Origin of the sequence: Faecalibacterium butyricigenerans, assembly GCF_020687345.1 — a bacterium.
Taxonomy (GTDB): Bacteria; Bacillota; Clostridia; order Oscillospirales; family Ruminococcaceae; genus Faecalibacterium; species Faecalibacterium butyricigenerans.
Window position 1 is genome coordinate 26,535 of record NZ_JAJEQL010000011.1, and the last position, 26,415, is coordinate 52,949.

The 26,415-nt window shown below is 58.1% G+C and carries 22 protein-coding genes and 1 riboswitch; of the genes, 12 read left to right on the plus strand and 10 right to left on the minus strand.

The features are described from left to right. Window positions 1-21 precede the first annotated feature (21 nt). From LKD23_RS06070 to ribD, 3 genes are read right to left on the minus strand one after another with little or no spacing between them, the layout of a single operon-like run. Window positions 22-1,218, minus strand: a complete 1,197-nt coding sequence (locus LKD23_RS06070) for a bifunctional 3,4-dihydroxy-2-butanone-4-phosphate synthase/GTP cyclohydrolase II (protein ID WP_005944126.1) — start codon at window positions 1,216-1,218, stop codon at window positions 22-24. A 12-nt stretch (window positions 1,219-1,230) separates the two neighbouring features. Next, complete coding sequence (locus LKD23_RS06075; RefSeq protein ID WP_227620897.1) at window positions 1,231-1,872, minus strand: riboflavin synthase; 642 nt, start codon at window positions 1,870-1,872, stop codon at window positions 1,231-1,233. Beyond that, on the minus strand, window positions 1,836-2,960 hold the full coding sequence (gene ribD / locus LKD23_RS06080) for a bifunctional diaminohydroxyphosphoribosylaminopyrimidine deaminase/5-amino-6-(5-phosphoribosylamino)uracil reductase RibD (RefSeq protein ID WP_227620898.1): 1,125 nt from the start codon (window positions 2,958-2,960) through the stop codon (window positions 1,836-1,838). Before ribD ends, LKD23_RS06075 begins: the two co-directional genes overlap by 37 nt. A gap of 151 nt (window positions 2,961-3,111) precedes the next feature. Beyond that, window positions 3,112-3,226: riboswitch (FMN riboswitch) on the minus strand. A gap of 615 nt (window positions 3,227-3,841) precedes the next feature. Between ribD and LKD23_RS06085 the strand changes: the two genes are divergently transcribed. The 7 genes from LKD23_RS06085 to LKD23_RS06115 all read left to right on the plus strand — a co-directional run bounded on the left by LKD23_RS06085 (window position 3,842) and on the right by LKD23_RS06115 (window position 10,105). After that, complete coding sequence (locus tag LKD23_RS06085; protein ID WP_015565343.1) at window positions 3,842-5,161, plus strand: DNA primase family protein; 1,320 nt, start codon at window positions 3,842-3,844, stop codon at window positions 5,159-5,161. A gap of 395 nt (window positions 5,162-5,556) precedes the next feature. Next, window positions 5,557-6,897, plus strand: a complete 1,341-nt coding sequence (locus tag LKD23_RS06090; RefSeq protein ID WP_227620899.1) for a plasmid recombination protein — start codon at window positions 5,557-5,559, stop codon at window positions 6,895-6,897. Between the two features lie 65 nt (window positions 6,898-6,962). Further along, a complete protein-coding gene (locus LKD23_RS06095; protein WP_438359806.1) occupies window positions 6,963-7,262 on the plus strand; it encodes an excisionase in 300 nt (99 codons plus the stop codon). Window positions 7,263-7,369: 107 nt separating this feature from the next. After that, window positions 7,370-8,602 (plus strand): site-specific integrase, encoded by a 1,233-nt coding sequence (locus LKD23_RS06100; RefSeq protein ID WP_113620830.1) that lies wholly within the window; start codon window positions 7,370-7,372, stop codon window positions 8,600-8,602. Between the two features lie 221 nt (window positions 8,603-8,823). Then, a complete protein-coding gene (locus tag LKD23_RS06105; protein WP_227620900.1) occupies window positions 8,824-9,090 on the plus strand; it encodes a hypothetical protein in 267 nt (88 codons plus the stop codon). Next, window positions 9,087-9,335, plus strand: a complete 249-nt coding sequence (locus tag LKD23_RS06110) for a DUF6061 family protein (RefSeq protein WP_227620901.1) — start codon at window positions 9,087-9,089, stop codon at window positions 9,333-9,335. The genes LKD23_RS06105 and LKD23_RS06110 overlap by 4 nt, the downstream gene beginning before the upstream one ends. Window positions 9,336-9,505: 170 nt before the next feature. Next, entirely contained in the window at window positions 9,506-10,105 is a 600-nt protein-coding gene (locus LKD23_RS06115; RefSeq protein ID WP_227620902.1) for a polysaccharide biosynthesis protein, read from the plus strand. Window positions 10,106-10,202: 97 nt separating this feature from the next. Here LKD23_RS06115 and LKD23_RS06120 read toward each other — a convergent pair whose 3' ends face one another. Together LKD23_RS06120 and LKD23_RS06125 are read right to left on the minus strand one after the other, a co-directional pair. After that, window positions 10,203-11,348: a glycoside hydrolase family 88/105 protein gene (locus LKD23_RS06120; protein ID WP_227620903.1), complete on the minus strand. Its 1,146-nt coding sequence runs from the start codon at window positions 11,346-11,348 to the stop codon at window positions 10,203-10,205. Window positions 11,349-11,352: 4 nt separating this feature from the next. Then, a complete protein-coding gene (locus tag LKD23_RS06125; RefSeq protein ID WP_227620904.1) occupies window positions 11,353-12,909 on the minus strand; it encodes a glycoside hydrolase family 28 protein in 1,557 nt (518 codons plus the stop codon). Between the two features lie 129 nt (window positions 12,910-13,038). Here LKD23_RS06125 and LKD23_RS06130 point away from each other — a divergent pair, with 129 nt between their 5' ends. Next, window positions 13,039-13,848, plus strand: coding sequence for an AraC family transcriptional regulator (locus LKD23_RS06130; protein WP_227620905.1), 810 nt, complete (start codon window positions 13,039-13,041; stop codon window positions 13,846-13,848). A gap of 130 nt (window positions 13,849-13,978) precedes the next feature. Here LKD23_RS06130 and LKD23_RS06135 read toward each other — a convergent pair whose 3' ends face one another. From LKD23_RS06135 to LKD23_RS06155, 5 genes are all read right to left on the minus strand, one after another. Further along, window positions 13,979-14,830, minus strand: coding sequence for a carbohydrate ABC transporter permease (locus LKD23_RS06135; protein WP_438359807.1), 852 nt, complete (start codon window positions 14,828-14,830; stop codon window positions 13,979-13,981). Between the two features lie 17 nt (window positions 14,831-14,847). Further along, entirely contained in the window at window positions 14,848-15,774 is a 927-nt protein-coding gene (locus LKD23_RS06140) for a carbohydrate ABC transporter permease (RefSeq protein ID WP_227620907.1), read from the minus strand. A 207-nt stretch (window positions 15,775-15,981) separates the two neighbouring features. Beyond that, complete coding sequence (locus LKD23_RS06145; RefSeq protein WP_227620908.1) at window positions 15,982-17,352, minus strand: ABC transporter substrate-binding protein; 1,371 nt, start codon at window positions 17,350-17,352, stop codon at window positions 15,982-15,984. Window positions 17,353-17,834: 482 nt separating this feature from the next. Then, window positions 17,835-18,437, minus strand: a complete 603-nt coding sequence (locus LKD23_RS06150; protein ID WP_227620909.1) for a thymidine kinase — start codon at window positions 18,435-18,437, stop codon at window positions 17,835-17,837. Between the two features lie 78 nt (window positions 18,438-18,515). After that, a complete protein-coding gene (locus tag LKD23_RS06155) occupies window positions 18,516-19,157 on the minus strand; it encodes a redox-sensing transcriptional repressor Rex (protein ID WP_227620910.1) in 642 nt (213 codons plus the stop codon). A 268-nt stretch (window positions 19,158-19,425) separates the two neighbouring features. Between LKD23_RS06155 and LKD23_RS06160 the strand changes: the two genes are divergently transcribed. The 4 genes from LKD23_RS06160 to LKD23_RS06175 all read left to right on the plus strand — a co-directional run bounded on the left by LKD23_RS06160 (window position 19,426) and on the right by LKD23_RS06175 (window position 26,381). Beyond that, on the plus strand, window positions 19,426-20,112 hold the full coding sequence (locus tag LKD23_RS06160) for a ClpP family protease (protein WP_227620911.1): 687 nt from the start codon (window positions 19,426-19,428) through the stop codon (window positions 20,110-20,112). Window positions 20,113-20,244: 132 nt separating this feature from the next. After that, window positions 20,245-23,112, plus strand: a complete 2,868-nt coding sequence (locus LKD23_RS06165) for a DNA translocase FtsK (protein ID WP_227620912.1) — start codon at window positions 20,245-20,247, stop codon at window positions 23,110-23,112. 99 nt (window positions 23,113-23,211) lie between these two features. Beyond that, a complete protein-coding gene (locus LKD23_RS06170; RefSeq protein ID WP_227620913.1) occupies window positions 23,212-25,266 on the plus strand; it encodes a YgiQ family radical SAM protein in 2,055 nt (684 codons plus the stop codon). Further along, complete coding sequence (locus tag LKD23_RS06175) at window positions 25,239-26,381, plus strand: MBL fold metallo-hydrolase (RefSeq protein WP_227620914.1); 1,143 nt, start codon at window positions 25,239-25,241, stop codon at window positions 26,379-26,381. Before LKD23_RS06170 ends, LKD23_RS06175 begins: the two co-directional genes overlap by 28 nt. Window positions 26,382-26,415: the final 34 nt, after the last annotated feature.

The following is a 26,415-nucleotide window of genomic DNA, read 5'->3' on the forward strand; positions in this document are numbered from 1 at the left end:
TTTTAAATACCTCTTTCGTTGTTAATATTCCAGAAGATGCCCCATCCGTGCCTGCTTCGTTTTCAGGTAAAACAGGTCATACGGGGTCGCCGTCATCTGAATGGGTACGCGCTCGGAGATCTCCAGCCCAAACTCGGAGAGCTGATATACTTTGTCCGGGTTATTGGTAAGCAGGCGCAGGCTTTTTACGCCAAGTTCCCGGAGGATCTGTGCGCCGAGATAATACTCCCGTTCATCTCCATGGAACCCAAGAGCGAGATTGGCTTCCAGCGTATCCATGCCCTGCTCCTGAAGTTCATAGGCACGCAGCTTGTTGATCAGACCGATGCCCCGGCCTTCCTGCCGCATATAGAGCAGGATACCCCGGTCTTCTTTTTCGATCTGCGTCATGGCAGCGGCCAGCTGTTGGCCGCAGTCACAACGCAAAGAGCCAAATGTATCTCCTGTCAGGCATTCCGAGTGGACGCGGCACAGAATATCCTTTCCATCGCCAATGTCACCTTTTACCAGTGCAATGTGATGCTCTCCGTTCAGGCGGCTCACAAAACCATAAGCTCTGAAGGTGCCATACTTGGTGGGCAGGTTCACTGCCGTCACCTGATCGACCAGTTTATCGTGACACTTGCGGTACTCCTGTAAATCACGGATGGTGATGAATTTGATCTGGAAACGCTCTGCCAGCTTTGCCAGTTCAGCGGTGCGCATCATCGTGCCATCCTCCCGCATGATCTCGCAGCACAGGCCGCATTCTTTCAGCCCTGCCAGACGGCACAGGTCAACGGTTGCTTCCGTGTGACCGTTGCGCTCCAACACACCGTTCTTTTTTGCCAGAAGGGGGAACATATGGCCCGGTCTGCGGAAATCTTCTGCTTTTGCGTGATCGTCCACACAAGCCATCGCCGTAATGGAACGCTCTGCGGCAGAAATGCCCGTAGAAGTAGAAACGTGGTCGATGGACACCGTAAATGCCGTTTCATGGTTGTCGGTGTTATACTGCACCATCTGCGGAAATTGCAGCTTCTGGACGAAAGCCTCGGACATCGGCATACAGATCAGACCTTTGCCGTGGGTCGCCATAAAGTTGATGTTTTCGGTGGTGGCAAATTCGGCAGCACAGATGAAGTCCCCCTCGTTTTCACGGTCGGGGTCATCCGTTACCAGAATGATTTTTCCTTGCTTCAGGTCTTGCAAAGCTTCGGGAATGGTATTGAAGTTCATCGTAAACTCTCCTTAAAAGCCGCAGCGCAGCAGCATTTCTTTTGTGAGCGTGTTTTGCTTCGGTGTTTCTGATGGAAGCAGCCTCTCGATATATTTTCCAACAACATCGGTTTCCAAATTGACAAAATCCCCTTTGTGCCGTTGGTTCAGGTTCGTCTGACGGACGGTGTGCGGTATCGTGGACACGGAAAAGCCCGTAGGTTCCACCGCAGCCACGGTCAGGCTGATACCGTCTATTGTGATAGAGCCTTTTTCAACGACATAGCGAAGAATCGCAGGATCTGCATGAATGGTGTACCAGATAGCCGTATCGTCTTTTCGGATATTAGCAATGCGTCCGACACCATCCACATGGCCTGCTACGATGTGTCCGCCAAAACGTCCGTTGGCCGGCATGGCACGTTCCAGATTGACAGCACTTCCAACGGTGAGCTGTGCAAGTGCAGAGCGGTTCAAGGTCTCGTGCATGACATCCGCAGCAAAGCTATCCGGGAAGAGCTGCCTGACGGTCAGGCAGATGCCGTTGACGGAGATGCTGTCGCCGATCCTGGTTTCTTCCAGAACCGTTTTTGCACGAACAGTCAGTACGGCGGAATGCTGTCCCCGATTGATGGATTTTATTGTTCCGACTTCTTCCACGATTCCGGTAAACACGGGTACTCCACCTCACTTTCGATCAGGAAATCTTTGCCAAGCTGTTCCAATCGGCTGTTCTTCAGGCGGAATGCAGCATCCGGAAGCGGGACACCTGCACCCTCAATGGGTACTTTGGCATCCCTTCCTCCGAACAGCTTCGGGGCAATGTAAGCCTGTACCTGCTGCACGATGCCGCTTTCCAGTGCAGACCAGTTCAAGGTTCCGCCGCCTTCCAGCAGAATGCTGTCGATCTGCTCCTGCCCCAGCTGTTCCATCAGTTGCAGAAGATTCACATGACCGCAATGCGCTTCCAGACAAAGGACCCGGCACCCGGCCTGTTGATATGCCGCCTGCTTCTCCGGGTCGCCGCAGCAGGTCGCAAGAATGGTCGGAACCTGTTTGGCGGTCATGACCACCTGTGATTGCAGTGGTGTCCGCAAATGTGTATCACAGATGATCCGGACGGGATCACGGCCACCCTCTATCCGGCAGGTCAGCAGCGGGTCATCTGCTAGGATGGTTCCGACTCCCACCATAATGCCGCGGAATCGGTGTCGCTGCCGTTGAACATGATTCCGGGCAATTTCCCCGGTGATCCATTTGGAAGCGCCTGTGTATGTGGCGATTTTTCCATCCATCGTCATGGCGTATTTCATGGAAACGAAAGGGCGTTTTGTGGTGATATAGTGGAAGAACACCTTGTTCAGCGCATCGCATTCCTCTTGCAGAACATTTTCGGTCACATCTATGCCGTGTGCGCGCAGGATTGCAATTCCTTTTCCAGCCACCAGCGGATTCGGGTCAGCAGAACCCACGACCACCCGGTGAATGCCCGCGTCCAGAATCGCATCCACGCAGGGCGGCTGCTTTCCGTAATGGCAGCACGGCTCCAATGTCACATACAGGGTCGCTCCCTGCGGATCTTCGGTGCAGGATGCCAGCGCATTGCGCTCCGCATGAGCCTGACCGTATCTCTGGTGCCAGCCCTGTCCGATGATCCTGCCCTCTTTTGCGACCACGGCACCCACCATCGGGTTGGGAGATGTCCATCCGCAACCCTTTTTTGCAAGCTGCAAAGCCAGACGCATATACTCTTTGTCGTTCATCGTGTTGCCTCCAAAAGAAAAAGCCCTGAACAAAAACGTTCAGGGCAAGCCGAAAAAACACAAGGGATCCTTGTGCAAAAAAGAAAGCTCCAGAATGCAAACGCATCCCAGAGCAGCCTCCACAAGCGCAGGACCGTACGGGTTCTGCGCTTGGTATCTTCTTTCATCCAGACTGTACTGTCGGCTTCGGAGTTTCACCGAATCATGCCTTACGGCTCGTGGGCTGTACCACCGGTAGGGAATCGCACCCTGCCCTGAAGATTTCTGATTCAATTACAGCGGCATTATAGCACGGCTCCTTTCGGATTGCAAGGGCATTCTGCAAACCGGGACGAAACCGGGATGAAGATGGGTACGAAACTTTTTGACTATTATTGCCTTGTCAAGAGGGTAGGCGTCGTCCAGCCCTCTCTCTTTTTGCCAAAGTTTTCCTCGCCTTTTCTTGCAAGCTGCCGAAAGTGACGCGTTCTCAAAAGTTTTTGTTGACACGGCTCGATTTTTGTGGTAATCTATCCCAACAATTGAATATAACATATTTTTACATATTCGTTCTGGCCCTGCGGGGCTGAACATTTTGGCTTTCAGCCGTTACATAACCGACTAGCATGACCTTCCAGAAAAAGCGAAGGCAGGGCTGGTCTGTTCTGTGACGGCTTTTTTGTTGCCGTTTTGCCCGTTGCACCTTGAAAACCGCATGACCGTCTGCATGGGATACCCGGCGATGCCCCCCCAGTGGGAGAGCCGGAAAACGCCGCCGAGAGGGGGCAGGAAATCCATGAAGGGAGAACGGCAGGACGTTGATTTCCCAGTTGCGGAGTAAAACGATGTGATCATTTTGATCACATCGTTTTTCCGTAACGCCAAGAAAGGACGGAATGCCTATGAGTAATTTTACCCCTGCATGGTTCAAGAAAGGTTTTTTCAACGAATCCCTGTTCTGTGACGATTTTCTGAGCATCCACCAACTGCTTTACTCGAATGGCGCATTTTTCACCCCGGACGGCAGAATGGTGGACCCCATGCCCCTGCGGTGTGAGATCTTCGAGATGATGCGTGAATACGTCGGGGCGAACCTTGCCAAGAAGGTCACCAATGTGGTGGACGTGCTGAAACTGGCGGCACAGGTGGAGGACTTTCCGCCTGTCACCGACCGCATCGCACTGGCAAACGGCACCCTGTATCTGGACGGTACCTTTCAGGAGGGCAAGCCGGAGATCGTGCGCAACCGCCTGCCTGTCAAGTATGACCCGAAAGCCGCCCAGCCCGTCCACTGGCTGCGGTTTCTGTCCGACCTGCTCTACCCGGAGGACATCCCCACCGTGCAGGAGTTCATCGGCTACTGCCTGATTCCCAGCAATAAGGGCCAGCGCATGATGGTCATCAAGGGCAACGGCGGCGAGGGCAAGTCGCAGATCGGTGTGGTGCTGTCCCGGCTGTTCGGCTGCAACATGAAGGATGGCAGCATCGGCAAGATCTCGGAGAACCGCTTCGCCCGTGCTGACCTGGAGCACACCCTGCTCTGCGTGGACGACGATATGCGGATGGAAGCCCTGCGCCAGACCAACTATGTCAAGTCCATCGTGACCGCACAGGGGCAGATGGACTTGGAGCGCAAGGGCAAGCAGAGCTATCAGGGTTGGATGTACGCCCGCCTGCTGGCGTTCAGCAATGGCGATTTGCAGGCATTGTATGACCGCTCGGACGGTTTCTATCGTCGTCAGCTCATCTTGACCACCAAGGATAAGCCCCTGTCTCGTGTGGATGACCCGGACATTGCCGAGAAGATGGCGGCAGAGGTCGAGGGCATCCTGCTGTGGGCATTTGAGGGCTTGCAGCGGCTGGTGAAGAATGGCTTCCAGTTCACCGAGAGTGACCGTGCCAAGCGCAACCGGGAACTGGTGAAGCGGGACAACAACAATGTGTTTGATTTCCTCGAATCCGAGGGCTACATCCGCCTGAAGGCGGATGCCTGCACCAGCTCGAAAGAGCTGTATGAGGTCTACAAGATGTGGTGCGAGGAGAACAGCCTGAATGCGATCAAGGCCAGAGGGTTCAGCGATGCGCTGATCGCCAACCAGCGCAGGTATAATCTGGAATCCACCAACAACATCGTCAATTCGTCCGGGCGGCGTGTCCGGGGCTTTATCGGCATTGAAGCCCTTGTGCAGCCCGACCTTACTCCCAACAGTTGGCGAGTATGACCCCCTATAAAGGAGAATTTGGGTGTTTTGCTGCGTACGTGCGTACGCAGCAGTCGGCTTTCTCTGTACGCACGTACGCAGCGATTGACCGAAAACGCGCCATATAAGGGGCTTTGGTTGGTGGTCAAAACGACCACCAACCAACCCCATAGCGTTAAGTGCCGGAAAGCGGCACTTACCAGCTCCTACCCAATTCCCCAAAATGGGAATCAGGGTGGGATGGCCGTTATCAGACCGTCTATCTGCCTGTTACCATTTTGGGAACAGGCAAAATCAGTTGGTCAATTTGGCCCACTGAAAAAGCCGGACGAGCTGCGGGCAGGGATTCGCAAATCGTTGCTTGTCAGCTTGCCCGGTGCAGGAGTGCAGAGGGTGCAGCCCTTTGCCCCAGTGATATGATGCTGTGCGTCATATGCTACTGGGTATTATCTGGCGCAAAACGGCGGCAGATTCAGCAGCTTCGCTGCTGCGTTCTCCCTGCCAAGATGTTGAAACGGAGGGATGTCTATCTGAAGTTAACACGACACAATGGACGAGCCGGAGCACACGGCACCTATAACCCAAAGCACAATGACCGCAGTTTTAACCTTGCTAACAGTGAGCACATCGACCCGGAACGAGCCAAGGGCAACATCTACTGGGACTGCTTTCACGGTTTCCGTTCGGCTCTCGACCCGCAAGACCCGGATGATTTGGCTGCGACTTTCTCGGATGTGGAACGGCAGTTCTACGAAACCCACTACACGGCCTTTGTTGAAAGCCAGAACGAACGCAACGCCAAGATCCGGCACACGGAGCGCAACCGCTCCATTCCTGACCTGCTGTCCAGCCGCAAGACCTGTCCGGAAGAGACCATCTACCAACTTGGAACGCTGGATGAACACGCTTCGGCAGAGGACTTGCTGAACATCGTCACCGAGTTCATTGACGAGTTCAAGACTAAGTTTGGCGAACACGTTCACGTTCTGGACTGGGCGCTGCATCTGGACGAAAGCACACCCCACATCCACGAGCGTCATGTGTTCGACTGCGGGAACAAGTACGGCGAGGTGGCACCCCAGCAGGAAAAGGCATTGGAAGTGTTGGGCTTCAACCTGCCCGACCCGGACAAGCCCCTCAGCCGCCGCAACAACCGCAAAATCACCTTCGATGCCGCCTGTCGGAAAATGCTGTTCGAGATTGCAAAAAGGCATGGGCTGGAATTAGAGGAAGAAGCGGAGTACGGCAACCGCAAATATCTGGAAAAACAGGATTTCATTCTTGCCAAGCAGAAGGAGCGGCTTGCCGCCCAGCAGAATAAGCTGGACGAACTGACCCTCAAGGTCAACGACATGGAAGCGCTGATCGATGAAGTTTCGGCTGCGGCCTACGACAAGGCGGTGGAGGTCGTGACGGACGTGGTACGCACCGAGACCCGGAAGGAAGATATGCGGATGATCGAGGACACGAAGAAGTGGGTGCTGTCCCCGGAGCGTAAGGCTCCGCAGGCCACGAGAGAATATGCCGCCCACCGGTTGGATACCGTGCTGGACAAGTTCCTCAAGACCATGCAGACCACCGCCACACGTTTGCAGGAGAAGCTCCTGAGACCGGATGTCCGGCAGAAGGGCAAGGAGCAGGTCAAGGAGAAAGCACGAGATTCCGTTCTGCAACTGCTGAACCGCTTGCAGGCAGAACAGGCACAAAACAAACCAGCGGCACAACCCCGCACACAGGAGGGGCACTCGGAAATCTGAACCTCATCGGGAGAGTTCGGAGCAGAAAGCTGGCACTTTCTGCCCCGGCACCCGGTTACAAGGATATGGAGGTGCAAGTGAAAGAAGTTTGCGTTTGCGAAGCAATGAAGTCCCCAGTGGGGACTTTAAGCAACGGAACGGTCTTGCGTCAGCAAGATGGAGGGACTAAGTCCCGACAAGTTCCGATTTGGCAAAAGAGTAATCTGACCTTGGAGGAAGCGGCGGCTTACTCTGGGATCGGTATCAATAAACTGCGGTCAATGACCGATAGCGATGAATGCAAGTTCGTCCTTTGGAACGGAACCAAACGGCTGATCAAACGCCGTAAGCTGGACGAATATCTGGACAAGGCATTCTCGATCTGATGCGGTTCAAAAATTGACCGTTTGATGTTGCAGGGAGTCTTGCGTCATGGTATACTCATGGCGTAAGGCTCCTTTTCAACATTCTGTGAATGAAAAGGAGAGTTTATATGCAAAGACGTAAAGATAATAAAGGCCGTGTTTTGAAGGATGGCGAGGTCTACCGCAAGAGCGATGGGCTGTATATGTACCGTTGGACTGCGAAAAACGGAAAACGCCATACCATCTATGATGCAACCTTGGAGGGGCTGCGCGAAAAGGAAGAGAAGATCCAGCACGACTTGGCAGATGGCCTCCGCATCCCGGAGTGCAGCCTGACCCTGAATGACCTGTTTGAACTGTGGCGTAAGAACAAGGTGGGCTTGAAAGAGCATACCTTCGCCAATTACGTTTATATGTACAATCGGTTCGTCCGGGATGAGATCGGCATGATGAAGCTCAAGGACATTCGCAAGTCGGATATCCGCAGCTACTACAATGGCATCGTCCGCAATGGCAAGATGGCGTTGAACACGCTGGAAACCATCCAGAATGTTCTCCATCAGGTCTTTGCGGTGGCGGTGGACGATGAGTACATCCGTGTGAATCCCACGGATGGTGTCCTGACGGCCATTAAAGCCGCCCACCAGTACGAAACGCCCAAACGACACGCTCTGACCCTGCCCCAGCAGCAGGCGTTTCTGAATTTCATCAAGAAAACGCCGAAGTTCCAGCACTGGCTCCCGATGTTCACCTTCATGCTGGGTACCGGATGCCGCATCTCGGAAACGGTTGGCCTGTGCTGGGGTGACATCGACTTCGAGAGTGGGTTTATCACCATCCAGCACAATCTGGTGTACCATGACCACGAGGTCGGTGGCTGCTATTTCACCATGTCCACCCCCAAGACTGCCGCCGGTAAGCGGGCAATTCCAATCTTGCCCGAAGTGCGGAAAGCGCTGGAGCAGGAACGCACCAACCAGCAGGAGCTGGAACTGGTATGCGAATACGAAATCGACGGAATCTCGGACTTCGTATTCCTGAACCGCTTCGGCCAGCCGCAGAATCCGCAGACGGTCAACCGCGCCATCAAGCGCATCAGTGTGGCCTACAACGAAGCCGAGCTGGAAAAGGCCGAAAAGGAAAAGCGGGAACCGCAGCTGCTGCCGCCTTTCTCCTGCCATAATCTCCGGCACACGTTCTGCACCCGGCTGTGCGAAAATGAGACCAACCTGAAGATCATTCAGGACATCATGGGTCACAAGGACATCAGCACCACGATGGAGATTTACGCGGAAGCCACCAAGGAAGCCAAAGCCCATTCCTTTGCAAATCTGAACGGCAAATTGGGCATTTCGGTCTGAAATCCACTACACCAACTACTACACCACTTTTACACCAAATTGCCGGTAAGTTGTGGAGAGTTGCGTAGGGTGACGTACGGGAGCAGGAAAAAGGAAACCGCATGGATAGGCTTGTAAAGGGAAATAAAGCCATTTGTGAGCCTTCCTTGACCTGTCCCCACGATGAAGCCGATTGAGCAGTAAATTTCCAATTTGAGCGAAACAAAGCCTGAAACTTCTTGATGGTACGAGAAGTTTCAGGCTTTTTCTTTTGGAGAATTTCCGGCGAAAACTACACCATACGCCAATTTTACGCCAAACGATGCAGGATTTTGTGCAGAGCAAAAAGAGCGTTGTTCGCGTTTAGCGTAAAATTGGAGCGTGTGGTGGATGGATGTAGACCTGCAAAGGGCTGCGTCAAGAAGTGGCTTTATGTATTTGCAAACGGACAGCCGGAACTTTCCACCGCAGAAGAAGTAAATGTGAAAAACATGGAGGTTATCTTATGAACAAACTGCTTTCCTGCCGCTACAACATGGATACCAACCGGGTGGAAGCCCGGTTCGCCGATGGCACCACCGTTGCCATTGACTGCATCGCCGTGGAGGACGAATACGGCAACACCCCGGCACAGCGGGCAGAGCTGGACTGGCTGCTGTACAATAAGCCGCTGGAGTATGCACAGCTTGTGCTGGATGGGGAGATTGAGTACTATCTCTCGCTTGGTTGCGACCACGGCAGGCTGGAAGATTGATATACGCTGGCCTTATACAGGAAACCGATCAGCTCTTTGTCCCTGCGGGAACGGGAAGATTTACACTGTATGCGGAAACTCCGCTGAGGGTCCTCCATTTCTTTGGCGCGAAGCAGAAAGAATATAGTAGTTTGCGTTTTTAATGCACAAGCAACATCCGCAAACTGCATATGCGTGTCCTGATCGCAATGATGATCGTTGTTCCTTTTTGTGTTCTGATCAACGACTTTATTGCCATGTGGGTCGGCGCGGAGTATATCCTTCCCGCTTCGGTGGTGGTGCTGCTTGTAATGGATCTGTACATTCATTTTGTGCACAGCGTAAATGTTGATTTTATCAATGCGGCGGGACTGTTCAGAGAAGACAGAGACAACGAGATCATTGCAGCCGTATTGAACATTACATTATCGATACTGGGCGCCAAAACCATAGGACTGGCAGGCGTATTGCTGGGAACGGTCGTGAGCCAGATGTGGTTCTGGTTCGGGAGAAGCTACGTCGTGTTCAAATTGTGCTTGCAGGCGGACAAAGAGAACTATCTGAAGTATTGGCTCAAAAATATCGTTGACGGGGTCGCATTGACGGTTTCGATCGTCTTCTGCGCTTATCTGAACAGCAGGCTGCCGATCGCCAATGGCTACCTTAAATTTGTTTGTTCCGGCATCCTCTGCGAGGCCGTATCCGTCGCCTTGTTTGGGGTCTTTCATTTCGGAGACCCGGAAGTCCGGAAAATGCTGAAATATCTGGTGAACCATATCGGAAAGAGATAAAGGCCCCGTTGTGCTTCTCTTTTCTGCATCAAGAAGCGCCCCGGCTCCCTCGTGCGGTGAGGGAGCCGGGGCGCTTTTTTTCGTGATACGGTCTTTCTTACTTCCGTGCTATCATCTCGGTGTAGGCCAGCACCAGCGGGCCGACGCCCTTGGCATCGTTGCAGACCACAGGCTCACTGAAATAGTAGGCCAGCGAGCCGTCGCGGTGGTCTTTGCCGCCGAGGCCTGCCACGAGGCAGATGCCGCCCAGCTGCAAACTGCCGTCCGGGTTCTTGGAGAGGTACTTGTCGCAGGTGCCGTAGAAGGCCTTCTCGGCCCATGCAGCCATCCGCTTGGGCAGGTAGCCCAGACGCACGCCCTTGAGCACGGCATAAGCGAAGAGAGCTGTGCCGCTGGTCTCGAGGTAGTTGCCCTCGACGCCGGGATGATCCATCACCTGCCAGAACATACCGGTCTCCTCGTCCTGAAACTGGTGAACGTCCTCGATGGTCTGCTTCAGCATGGCCATGATACCGCGGTACTCGTTGTAGAGCTGCTCGTCCATCCGCTCCAGCACATCCACCATCGCCACCATGAACCAGCCCATGGCCCGCAGCCAGAAGTTGGGGCTGCAGCCGGTGACGGGGTCGGCCCAGTACATCGTGCGGCTCTCGTCGTAGCCGTGGTAGTACAGGCCGGTCTTCTCGTCCCGCATATGCTTTTTGATGTTCATGAACTGCTTGTAGCTGTCGATGCAGCCCTGCATCTTGTTGTAGCGGGTCTCATATTCCATGTAGAAGGGCTGGGCCATATAGGTGCCGTCCAGCCAGACCTGCCACGGGTAGATGTCCTTGTGCCAGAAGTTGCCCTCCTTGGTGCGGGGCTGGGTCAGCAGCTGGCTGCGGATGGTGTCGATGGCCTTGCGGTATTTTTCGTCCCCGAAGATGTCGTAGAGGGTGAACAGGTTCTTGCCCTGATTCACGTTGTCGAGGTTGTATTCCTTCGGGTCGTAGGTCTTGATGGAGCCGTCCTCCTGCACGAAGAAGTCGATGAAGTCCTTGGAAAACTTCAGATACTTCTCGTCGCCGGTGGTCTTGTAGAGGCTCAGGCAGGCGGTGATCATGCAGCCGTCGATGTAGTTCCACTTGTTGGGCTTGCCGCTGCGCACCTTCTCGATGTTCCACATGGGGGCCTCAGCGCTGGAATTGGCGATGAGGTAGTCCACATAATCGCCCAGCATGGACAGAATCTCTTCGTGTGTCATGATGTTAGTCCTCCTCAAAATGGCCGACGTTGGCGAAGCGCAGACGCTCGCCCTCGTAGCCCTCGATCTTGACGTTGTGCAGCTGGATGCTCTTCACGTTCTCGGCGTAGATGGCCAGCTTCTTCACATAGGGGCGGTTGTCAGCCATGGCAGCCTGACCTTCCTTGGCGTCTGGGTCGAAGGTGATGGTGACATTCTTCATGGAGACGCCCTCGATGGGCTGCTCGGGCAGGCCGTCGAAGTAGCAGCCCGCGAACTGTGCGTCGGTGGCGACGATGTCCTCCATCGTCAGGGTGCCCAGCTTGGGGGTATACTCGTCCACCGGAAGGGCCTCGCGGCACTGAACGTAGGGGCCATGGCCGTCCGGGTCGCAGAAGTAGAACATATTGATGACGAAGGGGGCCTTGACGCCCCGCATCTCCACATTGCGGAACACCAGACCGTCGATGACGGCGGTGTTGCCGCGGCCCCGGCGGGTCTTGACCCGCAGACCGCGGTCGGTGTGATCCATGAGGCACTGGGTGACGACCATGTCCTTGACGCCGCCGCTCATCTCGCTGCCGATGACGATGCCGCCGTGGCCCTTGTCCAGCAGACAGTTGCGGATGACGGTGTGCTCGCAGCTCTTCTTGAGCTTCATACCGAGGAAGACCTTGCTGGCCTTCATGGCGATGCAGTCGTCGCCGACGTGGATGTTGACGCCGATGATGCGGATGTACTCGCAGCTCTCGGGGTCGATGCCGTCGGTGTTGGGGGCGTTGTAGGGGTTGTTGATGTTGAAGTTCAGCAGGTCAAGATGCTTGACGAAGATGGGGTGGATGGTCCACGAGTAGCTGTTCTGCACCGTGATGCCGTGGAGGCAGACGTTCTCGCTGTCCACCATTGCCACAGCGCGGGGACGCCATGCGATGCGCTTGACCTTGGGATTCACCCACCAGTCGCCGTTCTGGGCGTCGCAGTCCAGCGTGCCTTCGCCGGTGACGACGACGTCATGCACCTGCGTGATGTTCAGCAGGCCCGCGAAGCTGTTCAGAGGGTTGCCCTCCCAGCCGGTAAGGTAATATTCGTCCACCTCGTTTTCGCTGGGGAGGACGCCGGGCAGGATGGGGTAGTGGGTGCGGTCGTTGTCGCCCAGCAGCACAGCGCCCTTTTCAAGGTAGAGGGTGGTGCAGCTCTTCATGAAGAGGCTGGACGTGCGGTAGCGGCCAGCCGGGACGTACACCGTGCCGCCCTTGGGGCAGGTGGAGAGGGCGGCCTGCAGCCGGACAGTATTGTCAGTCTCGCCGTCGGCGACGAGGCCGTAGCGGGACGCATCCACAAAGAAGCTCTCGGCCTCGGTGGTGAGGTCCAGCTTCAGGTGTTCGCCCTCGGCGTCCACCTCCACGGTGTAGGAGGTGGAGGGGGTCAGGGAGAAGAGGGAAAAGACGTTGGTGTTGCAGCTTTCATAAATGGTCTTGCCGTTCAGAGCCACGGTGAAGGGGTGCTCCGGACGGAAGCACTTGCCGTTTTCCAGCTCGAAGACAGCGCTGCGGGTCATGGAACGGATGAGAGACAGGTTCATTTTTACAGCCTCCTGAGTTATTTGCGTCGATTTGCGGCTTGCCCGCAGAGGGCGGGCATGGTACACTGGGGATAGAAGAGATAGAAGCACTGCCCGGAGCGGGCAGGCAAAGCAGAAGGGAGAAGGACAATGCGGGCCGAACGGGAAAAACTCAATGCAAAGATCACGGCGGGGTCACTCCGAATGACCAGCGGGCAGCTCGAACTGCCTGCGGAGTCGTGCCATATCATCCTGTTTTCGGGCGGCAGCTGTACCGTCCGGTGTGGGGACACAGCCCTGCTGGTCAGCCCCGGCTGTGTGCTGCTGCTGGGGCCGGGGGCATGGGTGGTGTCACAGGCCGGTCATGCCCTGCCCGAGATGCTGGGATGCGGGTTTCCGCTGACGGCGCTCCATGAGATGAAGAACGCCACCGGCGAAGATTTTCTCCGCCTCTTTGCGCCGGGCAGCCAGATGGCCCTTTACGGCAGCGTCCAGTGGGCCAGCCGCCTGCGGACGCTGCTGGAGATGATGCGGAGCGCAATGGGGGAGCCGGAGTATCCGGGCGGGCTGTATCTGGCGCTGACGCTCCACTATGTGGAGCAGGAGCACCGGGCACAGAGCGCCGCCGACGCCCGCCCCCGCAACGAGACGGTGGAGCAGATCTGCGCCTATCTCGCGGCCAACTACCAGCAGAAGTTCTCCCTCACCGAGGTGGCGGCGCGGTTCTACATCTCGCCCTACTACCTGAGCCGGTTGTTCCGGCGGGTGACGGGGCAGTCCATCGTGGACTATATCAACGCCCGCCGCATCGAGGCGGCCCAGAAGCTTCTGGAAACGACAGAGCTGAGCATCGGCAGCGTGGCGGAGCAGACCGGCTTTGCCTCTGCGGCCCACTTCCGCCGCGTTTTCCGGGAGACGATGGGAGTCGGGCCGCTGCAATATCGGAAGAGCAGGAAATAGCGAGCCTCAAAAGCCTCTCCCAAGGGGAGAGCCTTTGACATTAGAAATGCCCCCTGCATCCTCTCTACGGGAAGAGGCACAGGGGGCATTCGTGTTTGTCTGGAGTTATCCGAGCAGCGGGGGCGTCAGCTTAGCCTTTGACCGCGCCAGCGGAGATACCTTCGACGAACTGATCCTGTGCGCAGAAGAACACGATGAGCTGCGGCAGGATGGAGATCAGGGACAGGGCCAGAATACGGTTCCAAGCAAAGCCCGTATCACCGTCCATGGACAGCTTGACGAACAGGGACATGGGGTACTTTGCAGGAGTCTGGACGTAAAGCAGGGGACCCATGAAGTCGTTGCAGCTCCACATGAACTGGAACAGTGCGCAGGACACCAGAGCGGGCATCAGCATCGGGACGATGACCTTGTACAGGGCCTGGAAGGAGGAGCAGCCGTCGATGGCGGCAGCCTCGTCCAGATCGCGGGGGACGTTGCGCATGAACTGCACCAGCTGGTAGACGAAGTAGGTCTCCGTTGCGAATGCGCAGTGGACCCAGATGGCCAGATAGAACGGGCTGTTGACCCAGCCGAACTTGGTGTACAGCAGGAACTGAGGCACGTTCAGGACGACCTGAGGCAGGAACAGGGTGGCCAGCATGATGCTGAACAGGATCTTCCGGCCCGGGAAATCGAAGCGGCCGAAGCCGTAGGCTGCGATGCAGGCAGAGACCACGGTGCAGACGACCTTGGGCAGGACGTAGCTGTAAGTGTTCAGCATGGCCTGCAGGATGTTGATGGAACCGCCGAAGTTGTTCAGCGCGTTCTTGTAGCCCTCCAGAGTGGGGTTCTTGATCCACAGGCCGATGCCTGCAAAGATCTCGCTGTTGTCCTTAAAGGTGGCGCTGATCATCCACAGCAGGGGATAGATCATGATGAGGCCCACCAGGATCAGGACAAAGTACTTGAAAAACGTCGCAATGGCGTTAGAAGCTTTCATTCCCATACTGTCACACCTTACCTTTCATCCGAGTAGTAGACCCACTTCTTCTGGCTGGTGAAGGCGATGATCGTCAGGATGCAGACGATAACGAACATGATCCATGCCAGTGCGGAAGCCATGCCCATCTGGTTGGACTTGAATGCGTAGTTGTAGACCAGAATGGAGATGAGGGTGGTGGAACCGCGGGGACCGCCGTTGGTGATGATGAACGGGCCATTGAACTCCTGGAAAGCCTGGCAGATCTGAGTGACCAGATTGTAGAAGATAATGGGAGTGATCATCGGAACGGTGATGGAGAAGAACTGACGCCACTTGCCTGCGCCGTCGATGGTGGCAGCCTCGTACAGGTCGGCGGGCACGCCCTTCAGGGCGGCGAGGAACAACACCATGGCGGAGCCGAACTGCCAGATACGCAGGAAGCAGATGATCCACAGTGCGTAGCTGGGGTCACTCAGCCAAGAGGGGCCCTGAAAATGACCGAAGGTCAGGATACGGATCAGAGTGTTGACCAGACCGTCATCGCGGAAGACCGCCTTCCACAGCACGGCGATGGCAACAGAGCCGCCGAGGATGGAAGGAATGTAGTAGACGGTGCGGAACAGGTTCACGCAGGCGATCTTGAAGTTCAGGATGTAGGCGATGAACAGTGCGAACACCAGCTTCAGGGGCACCGTGATGAAGCTGTACTTGAAGGTGGTGATGAGCGCCTTGGTGATCTTGGGGGTGGAGAAGGCGTCCACATAGTTCATGATGCCGTACTGATGGATGCCGTTGAAGAAGTCCATATCCGTAAAGCTGTAGTACAGAGACTGGCCGAACGGGATGGCCTTGAAGACGACGAAGCCGATGATCCAAGGGATCAGATAGAACAGGCCCTGCCATTTGTCAATGAACTTCTGGGCCGGGGTACGCCCGATAGAGGGCGCTTTGCTTTCTTTCATCCGGGAATCCTCCTTTTATAAGGATAATCTCTCGTGCACCGCAATCATTTGGACATACTTTTGTCAAAAAAATGTCATCGCTGTCTTGCGAAAAAGGGGCATCCGTCCGTAGGTGGAAAGGATGCCCCCTTGCAAGACCCTTTTATGCGGTGCGGCCCGTACGAACACCGCGCGTGCGCGGGCCGCGAGAGGTCTGTGAGGCGGAAATTAGACGGTATAGCCGACTGCGTCCATGCCGTCCAGCAGGGTATCGACCAGATCAGCGCCGGAGACGTTGTCGTAATCCAGAGAGTCGAAGACCTCCTGATAGACGCCGGTGCCGGTAGCCTTCAGGTCGTTGGACTCGAACAGGGGGTCGAGCTGGTTGGAAACGAAGGCCATGACCTTGCCGTTTGCCTCAGCGACCAGCTCCTTGACAGCGCCGGCAGCCTGAGCAGCAGCCAGACCAGCCTTGGAAGCGGGGATGCCGCACTCAGAACCCATGATGGAAGCGCCCTCTTCCTCGTTCAGCAGGAAGTTGATGAGGGTAGCTGCTTCTGCGGGGTGTGCGCAGGTCTTGGTGATGGCCAGACCCATGGAGACCTTGGAGAAGCCGCCGTTGTAATCGCCGAACTTGATCTCGTCGCCGACGGTGAAGCCAGCCTTGTTCTCTTCGTCCAGAGCGTCAGCGTACTTGGTAGCGGAGGAGTCCCACTCGAAGCAGCCAGCCAGCTTGCCGGTGATCCACTCGTTGGACTGGTGAGCAGCGTTATCGCCGTTGGAGCCGTAGTAGGTGGGCAGGCTCATGATGACGTGGCCATCGACGAGGCTCTTGATGAAGTCGATGCCCTCGGCGATCTGGTCAGCGTCGTAGTTCAGGGTGGAGGTGGTGGGGTCTGCCCAGTCCTTGCCGTACTTGGACTCAAGGTAGAAGACCATCAGGATCATACGGTCGTATGCGCCCAGATGCAGGGGATAGTAGTCATCGCCCAGCTTCTCCTGGAAGGTCTTGCCGGCAGCCATCAGCTCGTCCAGAGTAGTGGGGTAGGAGATGCCGGCCTTGTCGAAGGTGGTCTTGTTCCAGTAGAAGATACGGCCAGTCATGGAGACGGGCACGCACTGCTGAGCATTTGCCACATTGCAGGCAGCCAGCTTGGCCTCATCCCACTGGGTCAGGTCGAGGTAATCCGTGACGCTGTTCAGGTCGATGAAGGTCTGGCCGCTCTTAGAATAGTTGTACAGCCAGTTCCAGTTGATCTGGCAGACATCCTCAGCGACGCCGCCTGCGAACTTGGTGGACATGGTATCCTCCCAGCCGGACCATGCAGCGAAGGTGGGGTTGATGGTGATGGTGCTGTTCTTGGCCATGAAAGCCTTGATGGCCTCCTGATAGGCGTTGTGACGAGACTCGCCGCCCCACCAGCTCATGGTCAGGGTGACGGGGTCAGAAGACAGGCCGGCCACGGATGCTGCGGAAGCAGCAGTAGAAGTGGCGGTAGAGCCAGCGTTGCCAGAGCCGCCGCATGCGGCCAGAAGGCCGGCAGCGCCCACAGCGCCGGAGACCTTCAGAAAGTCACGACGAGAAATTGCCTTGCTCATTTTCGTTCTCCTCCTAATGTAAAAAAACAACTGCTTGCACGGACGCCTCTGCAAAGCATCCGTTGTATACAAATATGATACCAAAGGCAAGAAGAAAAAGAAAGATGCAAATTGTAGGGATAGCGGCGGAAAACGAACAAATATTGCGCTTATTTTTTGCACGGTTTTGACGTCATTGCCATAATGAATAAACTTGAGGCCAAAAACTGTGCAACTTGTATACTTCAACGATTTGCATAGAAAACTGGGATGCAACAGGGAAAGAATGGCCGGATTTGCAAGAATTTTGTAACCAAGTCATATTTTGCCGAATGGACGTTGTATACATCAAAAGCGACGATGACAGAAACTTCCGGCCATGAACTGATATATCAATAGCGCAAAAAACGTGCGAATCGGGCCTTGGCTGATATATCACGGATGAAGAAAAGATACAAAAAATGCCGCCCGGCGTGCGGACGGCATGAAATCAGGGAAAACGATCATCGGCGGGCGGCATAGAAAGCGCGGCGCTCCCGGAAATAGCACTGGGGGCACATGCTGACGTACTGAACGTCGTTCTGAAGGTCGATGGCCACCTGCTCGCCCTCAAAGACGAAGCGGCCGTTGACCTTGCGGCAGTTGCAGGTGGCCTTGCGGCCGCAGGCGCAGATGGTCTTCATCTCCTCGATGGTGTGGGCCAGCTCCAGCAGACGGGTGGAGCCGGGGAAGCCCTTGAGGGAGAAGTCGGAGCGCAGGCCGTAGCAGATGACCGGGATGTTCAGATCCACCGTCACCATGAACAGCTGCTCGGCCTGTGCGGCGGTAAAGAACTGGCTCTCGTCGCAGAGCACACAGGCCAGAGGCTTGCCCTCGCTGCTGGCGGCCCGGACGGCCTCCACGAGGTCCATATCCGGCGGCACCAGCAGGTCGGCGGGGCGGCGGACGCCCAGACGGCTCACGAGGTCGCCGCTGCCCTTGGTGTCCACCTTCGGTTTGAGGATGAACACCCGCATCCCCTGCTCCTCATAGTTGTGGGCCACCTGCATCAGCGCGGTGCTCTTGCCGCTGTTCATTGCGCCGTAACGGAAATAAAGCTTTGCCATGTCGAAAAAATCTCCTCATGAAAGGACCCTCCCAGCCAGAGCCTGACGGAGAGGGTCGGCATTTTGCAGTAAGATGGCTCAGTCCTGATTGCGCAGCCGGTAGCCGAGGCTCATCAGGCTGTCGCCGAGATGGACGTTCTCCACGACGACATCGGGGTAGGACACTGACAGGTCGTAGTGGGAGAAGTTCCAGAAGCCCTGGATCCCCAGCGCCACCAGACGGCCACTGATCTCCTCTGCGCCGCTGCGGGGCAGACAGAGGACGGCCACCTCGGGGTGATGCTCGGCGCAGAACGTCTCCAGCTCATCGATGTGGAGGATCTGGATGCCGTTGATCTCCTTGCCAACCTCGTCGGGGGCGTTGTCGAAGGCGGCGATGAGCTTATAGCCGTTGGTGTCGGTGGTGATAAAGCGGCTCACGGCCTTGCCCAGACGGCCGCAGCCGATGAGGATGGTGGTCAGACGGTCACCGTTGCCGAAGAGCAGGTCCTCAAGGATGTTCAGCAGGTTCTCTACCGAATAGCCGATGCCTTGACGGCCATTCACATCGCCGATGCAGTTGAAGTCCTGCCGCACCTGCGAGGCGGTGGTGCCCATCTGGGCGGCCAGCTCGCGGGACGAGATGCTGGTGATGCCGTCGTTTTTCAGGGTGCGCAGGTAGCGATAGTATTTGGGCAGGCGCTTGATGACGGGCAGGGAAGCTTTGCCGGGAGTATTCATAGGGAGTTCTCCTTTCTTTTTGTCCGCAGGATCGCCGGGGGAGAGGTGCGCAGCGGCAGGGCGCTCCGGCAAGGAATAAATGTGTACTTTTTCGTACAATAATGATACTTATTTGACAATCTTATCTCTAGTATAAAGTATACATCGGGAAGCGAGAATGTCAAATCCTTTGGCGCAATTTTTTGCAAAAGCAAAGAAATCTTTGCCGAAGCATAACCGACAGGAATGCCGGACAAGCTGAAATGAAGCAAAAAGGAGGGCGCAGAGAATGGCACAGGAAGAGAAAAATATCCCCGTGGAGCAGCAGCGATTGGAAAAAGAGCAGATCGAGGACATGGGCAGCATCTACCGCACCCGGGGCGCTCACGCCATCCACTGTCTGACTGTCATCGGGCAGGTGGAGGGCCATGTGGAAGCTCCGCAGGGCCAGAAGACCACCAAGTATGAGCACGTCATCCCCCAGCTGGTGGCTGTGCAGGAAGACCCTGCCATCGAGGGGCTGCTGGTGCTGCTCAACACCGTGGGCGGAGATGTGGAGGCAGGGCTTGCGCTGGCCGAACTCATCGCCAGCATCTCGAAGCCCAGTGCGGCGGTGGTGCTGGGCGGAGGCCACTCCATCGGCATCCCGCTGGCCGTCAGCGCCCAGCGGAGTTTCATCGTGCCCACCGCCACCATGACGGTCCACCCCGTCCGCCACTCGGGGATGATCTTGGGCGTGCCCCAGACCATGCGCTGGTTCGAGCAGATGCAGGAGCGGATCACCGGCTTCGTCGCGGCCCACAGCGGCATCTCGGAAAAGCGGTACACCGAGCTGATGATGCGCACCGGCGAGCTGGTCATGGATGTGGGTACCGTGCTGGACGGCCGGAAAGCCGTGCGGGAAAAGCTCATCGACGAGCTGGGCGGGCTGTCGGATGCGCTGGCGTGGCTCTACCGAGAAATCGAGGGGAAATAAATTGCCATTTGACTTTTCCCGTGGTACAATGAAAGAATCGAATAGTATCGGGATTCTTCCATCGTCACCGACAGAGCCGCCTCGGGCGCGCCCTGCTTCTATATATAGGATAAGGAACGGGTTTTAGGGATCATGGCAAAAAGAAAACGCAGAACTTCCGCGCGGGGCAGCGCCTCGCGCCGCAAAAAACGGTCGCAGGACCGGATGCCAGCGGGGCTTGTCACCCTGTTCGCAGGGCTGGTGCTTATGGCGCTGGCCTTCGTGCCGGGCAGCTCGGCATGGCGCACGATGCACGATGTTCTGTTCGGCCTGTTCGGCTGTGGAAGCTTTGTGGTGGGGGCGGCGCTGTGCTATCTGGCCATCCTCTACACCCGGGGCGAAGATCTCCTGCCCCACATCGCCAAGCTTATGCTGGGCCTCATCTTCGCCAGCGGTACGGTCATCGTCTTTTCGGACATCTCCGCCGACCAGACCGCCGCGCAGATGACCGCCGCCTGCTATCAGAATGGGATGAGTGCATGGCTCTCGGGCGGCGCACTGGGCGCTGTGCTGGGCGGGACGCTCCTGCTGCTCTGCGGCAGGCCTGCCGCCAACTTGGTCATGGCGGCGCTGGCGGCCTGCGCCAGCCTGTACATCTTTGACATCACCCCCGCCGAGTGCTGGCAGTGGCTCTGCAATGTGGGCGGCAGCGTCCACGAAAAGGGCCTCGCGGTCCACGAGCAGAACGCCGCCCGCCGTGCCGAGCGCCTTGCGGCCCGCGCGGCAGAAGAGGCCGAAGCGGAGGAGTACGATGGGTATGACGACGACTTCCCCGAGGACGAGGAGGACTACAGCGAAGAAGAGCCGGAGGCTCCGGCGTTCCACATCCAGCCTCCCGGCTGGCTGGCGGGCGTTTTCCACTGGGGCCATCAGATGATGCAGGGCGGCGGGCCGGCCGCACCTGCGCCTGCCGAACCTGCCCCGTCTCAGCCCGAGCCTGTCCCGGTGCAGGTGGAAAAGCCCCGGCCCCGCGCCCCCTTTGACATCGACCTCGGCCCGGACCATACGACCGTCACCGAGGGCGGCAGCGAACCCATCGAGCCGATCATCCTCGGCCCCGGCGGGACCTTTGGGATGGACCCGCTCCGTCGTGCACCCATCCGCGCCACCGTGACCCCCATCGTGCCGGATGCGGTGGACACCGCCGCCGAAGATTTCTTTGCGGCCCAGCCGGAACCGCCTGCCGCGCCGACCGTGACGCCCGCTGCTCCGGTGGAAGAGACCGAAACTCCGGAACCGCCGCTCTCCTTCGGCATCCCGCTCTATGAGCCGACGCCTGCGCCGGAGGCTGCCCCGCAGCCGGTCAGTGCCGAGAATGCGGCGGCCTTCCGCTCGGAGCCGGATGAGGACGGCTGGATCAGCATCACCAGCGAACCGGTGGAGGAAAAAGACCTCAACACGCTGGTGGCGGCGGCCATGGAAAAGCCCGCTGTCTCGGAGGAACAGGCCGCGAAGGCCCCCGCAGAGGAGGCCGAGACGGAAGAGAGCTTCCAGTATCAGTACCCCTCCATCGAGCTGTTCGAGCGTGCTCCCGACGAGGGCGACCCCGGCGCGGAGGATGAGCTGAAGGCCAACGCCCAGAAGCTGGTGGACACGCTGGAGAGCTTCGGCGTCCGCACCCGTGTGCTGGACATTTCCCGCGGCCCGTCGGTCACACGGTATGAGGTGCAGCCGATGGCGGGCGTCAAGATCAGCCGCATCACCTCGCTGGCGGACGACATCGCCCTGAACCTCGCGGTGGCCGATGTCCGTATGGAGGCCCCCATCCCCGGCAAGCCCGCCGTGGGCATCGAGGTGCCCAACCACAAGAAAACGCCGGTCTACATCCGCAGCGTCTTCGAGAGCCAGAGCTTCCTGCGGATGACCTCGCCGCTGGGCATCGCGCTGGGCAAGGACATCGCCGGTGTGGCGCAGGTGGCCGACCTGTGCAAGATGCCCCATCTGCTCATCGCGGGCAGCACCGGCAGCGGCAAATCGGTCTGTGTCAACAGCATCATCATGAGCCTGCTCTTCCGTTCCAGCCCCGAGGACGTCAAGCTCCTGCTCATCGACCCCAAGGTGGTCGAGCTGGCGGAGTATAACGGCATCCCCCACCTGCTGATGCCCGTCGTCACCGAGCCGCGCAAGGCGGCAGGCGCACTGGGCGGCGCGGTGCAGGAGATGGAGCGCCGCTACCACCTCTTTGCCGAGAACAATGTCCGCGACATCAAATCCTTCAACAAGCTGGCAGCCAACGACCCGAACCTCGAGAAGATGCCCTACATCGCCATCATCATCGACGAGCTGGCCGATCTGATGATGGTGGTCGGCAAGGATGTGGAGGACTCCATCTGCCGCATCGCCCAGAAGGCCCGAGCGGCCGGTATGCACCTCATCGTAGCCACCCAGCGCCCCAGCGTGGACGTCATCACCGGCCTCATCAAAGCCAATATCCCCAGCCGCATCGCCTTCGCCGTGTCCAGTCAGGTGGACAGCCGCACCATCCTCGACGGTGCCGGTGCCGAAAAGCTGCTGGGTATGGGTGATATGCTCTTTATGCCGGTGGGCGCACCCAAGCCCACCCGCATCCAAGGCACTTTTGTGCGGGATGAGGAGATCAGCCGGGTGCTGGACTTCATCAAGAAGAGCGCCACCGTCCAGTACGACGAGGCCATGATCGAGGCGATGGAAAAACACGCCATTCAGGACGGCAAGAAGGGCAGCGGCTCTGCCGACTCCGATGAGGAGGGCGGCAGCGACCCGATGCTCAAGCAGGCTGTGGAGGTGGTCATCGACGCCGGTCAGGCGTCTACGAGCCTTCTGCAGCGCCGCTGCAAGCTGGGCTACGCCCGCGCCGCCCGCATCATGGACGAAATGGAAGAAAAAGGCATCATCGGCCCTTACGAGGGCGCGAAGCCCCGTGCTGTCCTCATCAGCCGCCAGCAGTGGCTGGAGATGCAGATGAATCAGCCGGATGAATGACCGCTCAGTCAAAGCCTTCCAGTTTTGCCAGCTTTCCTGTTAGAAAAGCCGCTGGCGTGCCGGGCAGGTATTGTTTAACAAAAGAGATAAAGGATAACTATGGAACATTACACCGAATTTCTCCCCATCAGCCGGGCCGACATGGAGGCCCGGGGGTGGGAACAGCTGGACTTTGTGGTGGTGGGCGGCGACGCCTATGTGGACCACCCCAGTTTCGGCACCGCCATCATCAGCCGCCTGCTGGAAGCCGAGGGCTACAAGGTGGGCGTGCTGGCCCAGCCCCGCTACAGCGACTGCGAGGACTTCAAGCGGTTCGGCAAGCCGAAGTACGGTTTCTTCATCGGCGGCGGCAACGTAGACAGCATGGTCAGCCATTACTCGGTCGCCAAGATCCCCCGCGCCGAGGACGAGTACTCCCCCGGCGGCAAGGGCGGCGCACGGCCCGACCGCAGCGCCACCGTCTACACCAGACTTGCAAAGCAGGCTTACCCCGATCTGCCCGTCATTCTGGGCGGCCTCGAGGCCTCGCTGCGCCGATTCGCCCATTACGACTACTGGCTGGACACCGTCCTGCCCAGCATCGCCGAGGACTCGGGTGCGGACATCATCAGCTTCGGCATGGGCGAGCACCAGACCGTGGCGATCGCCCGCCGTCTGGCGGCAGGAGAGCCGGTGGAGAGCATCACCGACGTGGATGGTACCTGCTACATGACCGACTTCGACCACCTGCCCGAGCGGTATGTGGAGTGTGCCGGCTTCAAGAAGGTGGCCTCCGATAAGGTGGCCTACGCCAAGGCCTGCCGCATCCAGATGGACAATCAGGATGTCGTCAGCGGCAATATCATCGTCCAGAAGCAGAGCGAAAAGTACCTCGTCCAGAACATCCCCGCCAAGCCCCTCGTCCGCTGGGAGCTGGATAAGGTCTACGCCCTGCCCTACACCCGCCGCTACCACCCCATCTACGAGGCCATGGGCGGCGTGCCCGCCATCCGCGAGGTGCAGTTCTCCATCATCCAGAATCGCGGCTGCTTCGGCGGCTGCAACTTCTGCGCCATCCAGCTGCATCAGGGGCGGCGCGTCACCAGCCGCAGCGCCGACAGCATCGTGGCCGAGGCGGAGCGGATGACCCACGAGCCGGATTTCAAGGGCTACATCCATGACGTCGGCGGCCCGACGGCCAACTTCCGCTTCCCGTCCTGCCGGGAGCAGATGCTGCGCGGTATGTGCAGCGGCGGCAAGCACTGTCTTGCCCCCACCACCTGCTCTCACATGATCGTGGACCACAGCGACTATCTGAAGATCCTCCGCCGCGTCCGGGAGCTGCCCGGCGTCAAGAAGGTCTTTATCCGCAGCGGCATCCGCTTTGACTACCTGATGGCCGACCCCGACGACACCTTCTTCAAGGAGCTGGTGGAGTACCACGTTTCCGGCCAGCTGAAGGTCGCGCCCGAGCACTGCGCCCCCAACACCCTCGCCTACATGGGCAAGCCCCCCATCGAGACCTTCAACAAGTTCAAGGACAAGTTCTACGAGCTGAGCAAGAAGGCGGGCAAAAAGCAGTACCTCGTGCCCTACCTCATGTCCAGCCACCCGGGCAGCACCCTCAAGGATGCCGTCTATCTGGCAGAGTACCTTTATAAGAACCATATGCGCCCCGAGCAGGTGCAGGATTTCTATCCCACCCCCGGCACGGTGAGCACCTGCATGTTCTACACCGGCCTCGACCCCTACACCCTCAAGCCTGTGTTCGTGGAAAAGACCGCCGAGGGCAAGGCCCTGCAGCGTGCCCTGCTCCAGTACTATGAGCCGCGCAACGCGGAAAAGGTCATCAAGGCACTGAAGATGACCCACCGGGAGGATCTGATCCCCCTGCTGGTGCCCGCTGCGGGCCGCATCGCCGTCCAGCGCTCGGCCCGCAGAGCGGAGGCCGCCGACGTGACCATCCACGGCGACGGCACCTATACCGTCCGGCCCAGAGGCAAGGGCAGCAAAAACGCGAAGCCGCAGGGCAGCAGCCCGGCGGGCCGCAATCCGGCGGGCCGCCAGCCCAGCCCCGGCGCACGCTTTGCGCCCCACTCTGCCCCGGCGCACAAACCGAAAAGTAATCAACAGAAAGAGAACGCATCGTGGAAAACTTCAAAAAAGAAAAAGTGACCGCCCGAAAGCTCATGAGCCGGCTTGCGGCGCTGGCCCTTGCAGCGGCCCTTGTGCTGGGCCTTGTGGGCTGTGACACCTCCTCCGCCCTCCCCGGCGGCAGCGCCGACCTCATCCCGAACCCTGCCGCCTCCCAGACCGTCCCGGCCGACGGACAGGACGCCGCCTTCCAAATGCACTTCATCGATGTGGGGCAGGCCCTCAGTGTCTTGGTGGAGTGCGACGGACAGTTCATGCTCTATGACGGCGGCAATGTGGACGACGGCAGTCTGGTCGTCTCCTACTTGCAGAGTCAGGGGGTCGAGCAGCTGGAATACGTCTTCTGCTCCCACGCCCACGAGGACCATGTGGGAGGTCTGGCCGCTGCGCTGGCCTACTTCCCGGCCTACCACGTCTACAGCCCCGTGACTGAGGCCTCCACCAAGTGCTTCAAGGACTTCGTCAAGTACACCCAGCAGCAGAACCTCCAAGTCGAGGTGCCCACGGTGGGCACCCAGTGGGCGCTGGGCAGCGCCACCGTGACCATGCTTGGCCCGGTGGCCCAGTATGAGGAAACCAACGACACCTCCATCGTCCTGCGCATCGACTACGGCGCGACCAGCTTTCTGCTGACAGGCGATATGGAGGCCGACGCCGAGCGCGACCTTGTGGCCAGCGGCGCGAACCTCAAGGTGGACGTCTTGCAGGTGGGCCACCACGGTTCCAGCACCTCTACGAGCTATGTTTTCCTGAACGCCGTCCTGCCCGAGATGGGCATCATCTCCTGCGGGGTCAACAACAAATACGGCCACCCCCACGAGGAGACCCTGAGCATCCTGCGGGATGCTGGCGTGGACGTCTACCGCACCGACCTTCTGGGAACCATCACGGTGTCCAGCGACGGACAGAACTACACGGTGGCCACCGAACACTATGCCACCGACGCCGAGCTGAACCCCACCGACCCAGCGGCGTCCAGCACCGCCCAGCAGGCCTACATCGGCAACGTGAACAGCAAAAAGTTCCACCTGCCCAGCTGCCCGAATCTCCCGGCGGAGAAGAATCAGATCCTCTTCTCCAGCTACGACGAGGCTGTGGCCGCAGGCTACAGCCCCTGCGCTACCTGCATCAAATAAGATGACCGCTCAGTAAAAAAAGGCCAGAGTTATT